At 40.2% G+C, this 3,941-nt stretch carries 4 protein-coding genes; all 4 read left to right on the top strand.

The features are described from left to right. The coding region (locus A3757_RS10035) for an AAA family ATPase (protein WP_156506270.1) at positions 1 to 1,060 on the top strand (1,060 nt) is incomplete at its 5' end. A 648-nt stretch (positions 1,061 to 1,708) separates the two neighbouring features. Further along, a complete protein-coding gene (locus A3757_RS10030; protein ID WP_068739544.1) occupies positions 1,709 to 2,293 on the top strand; it encodes a hypothetical protein in 585 nt (194 codons plus the stop codon). A gap of 82 nt (positions 2,294 to 2,375) precedes the next feature. Further along, positions 2,376 to 2,912: a hypothetical protein gene (locus A3757_RS10025; protein ID WP_068739542.1), complete on the top strand. Its 537-nt coding sequence runs from the start codon at positions 2,376 to 2,378 to the stop codon at positions 2,910 to 2,912. A 241-nt stretch (positions 2,913 to 3,153) separates the two neighbouring features. After that, on the top strand, positions 3,154 to 3,699 hold the full coding sequence (locus A3757_RS10020) for a hypothetical protein (protein WP_068739540.1): 546 nt from the start codon (positions 3,154 to 3,156) through the stop codon (positions 3,697 to 3,699). The last annotated feature ends 242 nt before the right edge of the window (positions 3,700 to 3,941 follow it).

Genomic DNA, 3,941 nt, shown 5'->3' with positions numbered 1-3,941 from the left:
GTTAGCGCCTTCAATCATATTTATCGATGAGATAGATGCAATTGGACAGCAAAGAAGAAGTGGTGATTACCACGGTATTGTTAATACGTTGTTGGGAGAAATGGATGGCTTCAGTGGCCATTCTCGACCTGTTCTTGTGTTGGCTGCAACTAACTTTCCCAATAGTTTAGATTCTGCCTTAACCAGGCCGGGCCGTTTTGACGAGACCATTGATTGTGACTTGCCCAACAGGAAAGCACGTGAGCAACTCATTCAAAAAGGTATTGAGCGACTGGAAGTTTTTTTGCCTGACGAAGCTGAAGAAAAGCTTGTGCTAAGAACGCAAGGAGAGTCTGCAGCATCGATAGAATCCGCTATTCGACATGCTGTGTATATAGCCGATGGTGAAGATCGTGATCCGACATCAGAGGATATACTGGAAGCTTTTGAGCAACGTGTTTACGGCACGCCCCGAGAAGATCTAACGTTAGCCAAAGAAGAAAAATGGTCAACTGCCTGCCATGAGGCAGGGCATGCTCTGGCGATGCATTATTTACTGCCAGGCGTGTCAATTGATTACATTTCAATCCAACCAAGAACAGGCAGCTTAGGTTTTGTTGCATGGAGAGATGAGTCAAATAATGCATCGGGGCAATTAGGTATGACTCGCACAGACATCTCTCGCCAGATCGCAGTTTGCTTAGCAGGCAGAGAGGCTGAAAGGTTAATGCTTGGTGAAGCCGGAATGTCTAATGGCGCTGGAAGCGACTTAATGAAAGCGAATAACTTGGCACGAAAAGCTGTCATGCAGCTGGGGTTGGATTCAGAAATAGGTGCGCTTCAGGTGCATCCAGAGCAACTGAATTCTGACCCATCATTAGCGAAGTGCTGTAACGATAGAATCAAGTTTTGGCTGAATCAGAGCGAACAAGAAGTTAGACAGCTATTAGAGGAAAATAAAGCACGATTAAAAGCACTGAGCGAAAAACTGTACGAGGCAGAGTCGATGGAAATAGAAGAGTTCATCGCAATAATGAGTGCTAATAGTAAGCTGGAAAACGATACATGTGCTAAATCGTGATGATTTCGCCTGACGCATATAGAATTGAGAAGCAAACTATGGCCAGCATTCTAAGAGAAAAGACACTTACATGTATGTTTCGTCGAAACGATAAATGTAAGGCTTATGGTCCATTAGTTTACTTCTCAAAAAAGATTCATTACAGAGCTACTCAGCAATGAAACTTATGCTTTAAATAATGACGGTGCGGTCGATATTTCAATGTTTAATTTTCCAGTATTTCACAGAGGTCAACTTCAAACTNATCTTTTATCTCAAATAAATAATTGTAGTATGCATCGGTGAGACCTCCATAGCAGTTTGGTTGTTAAGATGAACCACCTCAGCTGACCTAGACTTTTCAGAATTAATCAAAAATATAGTGAACAAAACGAATCCAACTAAAAATCTCATTCTTTTTTCACTCCATCTTATGTTCAGGTAATTGCTTTTAAGTTTTGGACCTTGATTATAAAGTCCAGATTATCAAACGAATGCCTGCGGAGATTAGTTTCAAGATGACTAATCCTCAACGTTAAAAACACGAAAACTTCACGTAATACCAATCCAATTTTTCAACTACGATTTCTCCCATAAATAAACTTGGCCGCATTTCGAAAGAATGTCGAGTCAGGTAGCGACAATAGTTCTTACTGTAGGAGCAATAGAATGCGTGGAGAATTAGTCTATCGGGATGGGAGTAACAACATACACAGTGATTTAATCTCTCGCGATGGTACAAAAAAAATTGTGGTCAGTCGTGACATTATAAAAATCGTATCAACAGTTACTAATGAGGTAATCAAAGAAAAAAGGGAAACCCGCGGTGACCCGAGAGCATTGGGGTTTAGTGATGATGGCGAAAAGGTACTTTATATCTCCTACCACCGTGGTGGGGCATTTGTAAGTACCTCGCTAACGGTTTGGGATTCTATGCTGAACAAATCGTGGGCGGTAGATGACCATCGTGTAAGATACATCACCAAAGTGTCTTGTAACGGTGACTTCAGTCTCATGGCCTTGTCGGGTGAATATGGTGTCAGCTTGGTCTATCCCTATGACAAAGGAAGAGTCTGGTATCGCACTCTTTGCTTTTTCTCTTCTATGGAAGATGCAGACATAGAATCTCTTTCTCTGGATGAGGAGAAAGGTATCGTTTGGGTGTCTCATCAGAAAGGTTTCGAGACTCTAACGATCCAGTATGGAGTGATTCAATCGAGATATCTATTACCTTCTGAAGTAGTCATGCAATAACCATTTAGAACCGTTCGGTCTCAACTTTGTATAACTTCCCATTTATTCAGTAACTTCAAATATTCCTTACAACGAGAATTTTATGAAAAAAGAAATTGTGTCAAAAGATGGTACGAAGAAATGTGTGCTCAAGGACCGCGAACTAGAAATTAGATTAACAGAGACTAATTCCGTGATAAAGCGAAAACGTGTCATAGATTATCACCTTCAACTAGTCGCCTTCAGCGCTGACAGTAAAAAGCTATTTTATCGTGATTATTGCCGTTATGCGTACACTAACCCTTCTGTATTCGTTTGGGATTTTACAAAAGAAAGGACCTGGCATGTATTCTCAGAGCACTGTCGAACAACTCATATTATAGGACTAGATTACAACGATGACCTTAGTTTGATTACGCTTGCTGACTATGACGGTGTTATTAGTCTTATCAGACCTTTTGAAAGGGCAACTGTATGGAATAACAGCTTATTTGCCAATAAAGTTAAATTACAGTCTTTGCACCTAAACGAAGAAAACGCAGTTGTTTGGGCAGCTTTTGAAAATGGTATGGCAGGGTTGTCGTTATATGATGGTGCTATACAAACAATTTTTAGATCGCCATCTGAGCTAGTTCAGTGATAGCGGTTAATTCTGGTTTTTAATAGAGCTGCGTATATTAAAATTATGATCAAAAAAAGTGGTGATCTTGGTGCATATCTCGGCCGTGTTATTCGCTTGCACCGTTAAAAAATCAAAAACTTCACGTTTTACCTTCTTTCAATTTCCCTCATTATTTTTCTCCTAAACCTAACCCGGTCTTGCTTAGTTAGTTGAAGTGATAAGGGTAGTATTAATTCCTATTTAAGACAGGAGCAACGCTATGAATGAAGGTCTTATTTCTCCAGATGGGACAAAAAAGTTCGTATTTGAGGAGCTGGATGAATACATATTGCAGATTCGATCAACAGACACTAACGAGTTGATTAAACAGCGGCGCGATACTGGTGGTTATCACATGCCGCGAGCTTTTAGTGCTGATGGCGAAAAGTTGCTTTATGTCACGCATTGCCGACATGGGTACCTTAATCCGTGTGTGACAGTTTGGGATTTTGTTAAGGGAAAGGCTTGGAATTTGATGACTAAGCATCATCGCGGAACTTATCTAGGGTTTCCTTCCTATAACGATGACTTTAGCGTAATAGCGCTATCTGATTCAGACGGCGAAGTTAGCTTAGTAAAGCCGTATGAGAATAAAACTGACTGGCATCGACGTCTATCGGATCAGAAGATTGATATTCAGCGTCTGCATTTAAATGAAGAGAAAAAAGCTGTTTGGGCCACTCTCGAAAGTGGCTCGATAGGGTTGTCTCAAGAAAATGGGACTGTGCAGTCTGTCTATCATAATGACTCAGGTGATAGGCACTAATTCTTATCGTCGAAGTATGTTCACAAGCCTTCAAAAGCTTTTAAGAATACGAACGCTTTTAATGGCGTTAATGTTGGGTTTCTAGGGTTATTTAATTAGTGCGAATAGGTTAAAGAAATAGTGAATTATTTTCCTGAATGCCGGCATGCAATTTGACGTCCGTTAGCTAATATTAATCGATAGAATTAAAACGCGTTTTTTTATATGCGCTATCTATAAACAAAAGGTATATAGATTTTATG

This window comes from Oleiphilus sp. HI0117 (genome assembly GCF_001635235.1).
Note: the sequence above shows the minus strand (reverse complement) of the source record. Positions and strands in the feature narration are given on the sequence as shown.

Bases quoted from the DNA above. Each gene is read 5' to 3' on its own strand.
- A3757_RS10030 (WP_068739544.1), top strand. From the start codon at position 1,709: ATGCGTGGAGAATTAGTCTATCGGGATGGGAGTAACAACATACACAGT.
- A3757_RS10025 (WP_068739542.1), top strand. From the start codon at position 2,376: ATGAAAAAAGAAATTGTGTCAAAAGATGGTACGAAGAAATGTGTGCTC.
- A3757_RS10020 (WP_068739540.1), top strand. From the start codon at position 3,154: ATGAATGAAGGTCTTATTTCTCCAGATGGGACAAAAAAGTTCGTATTT.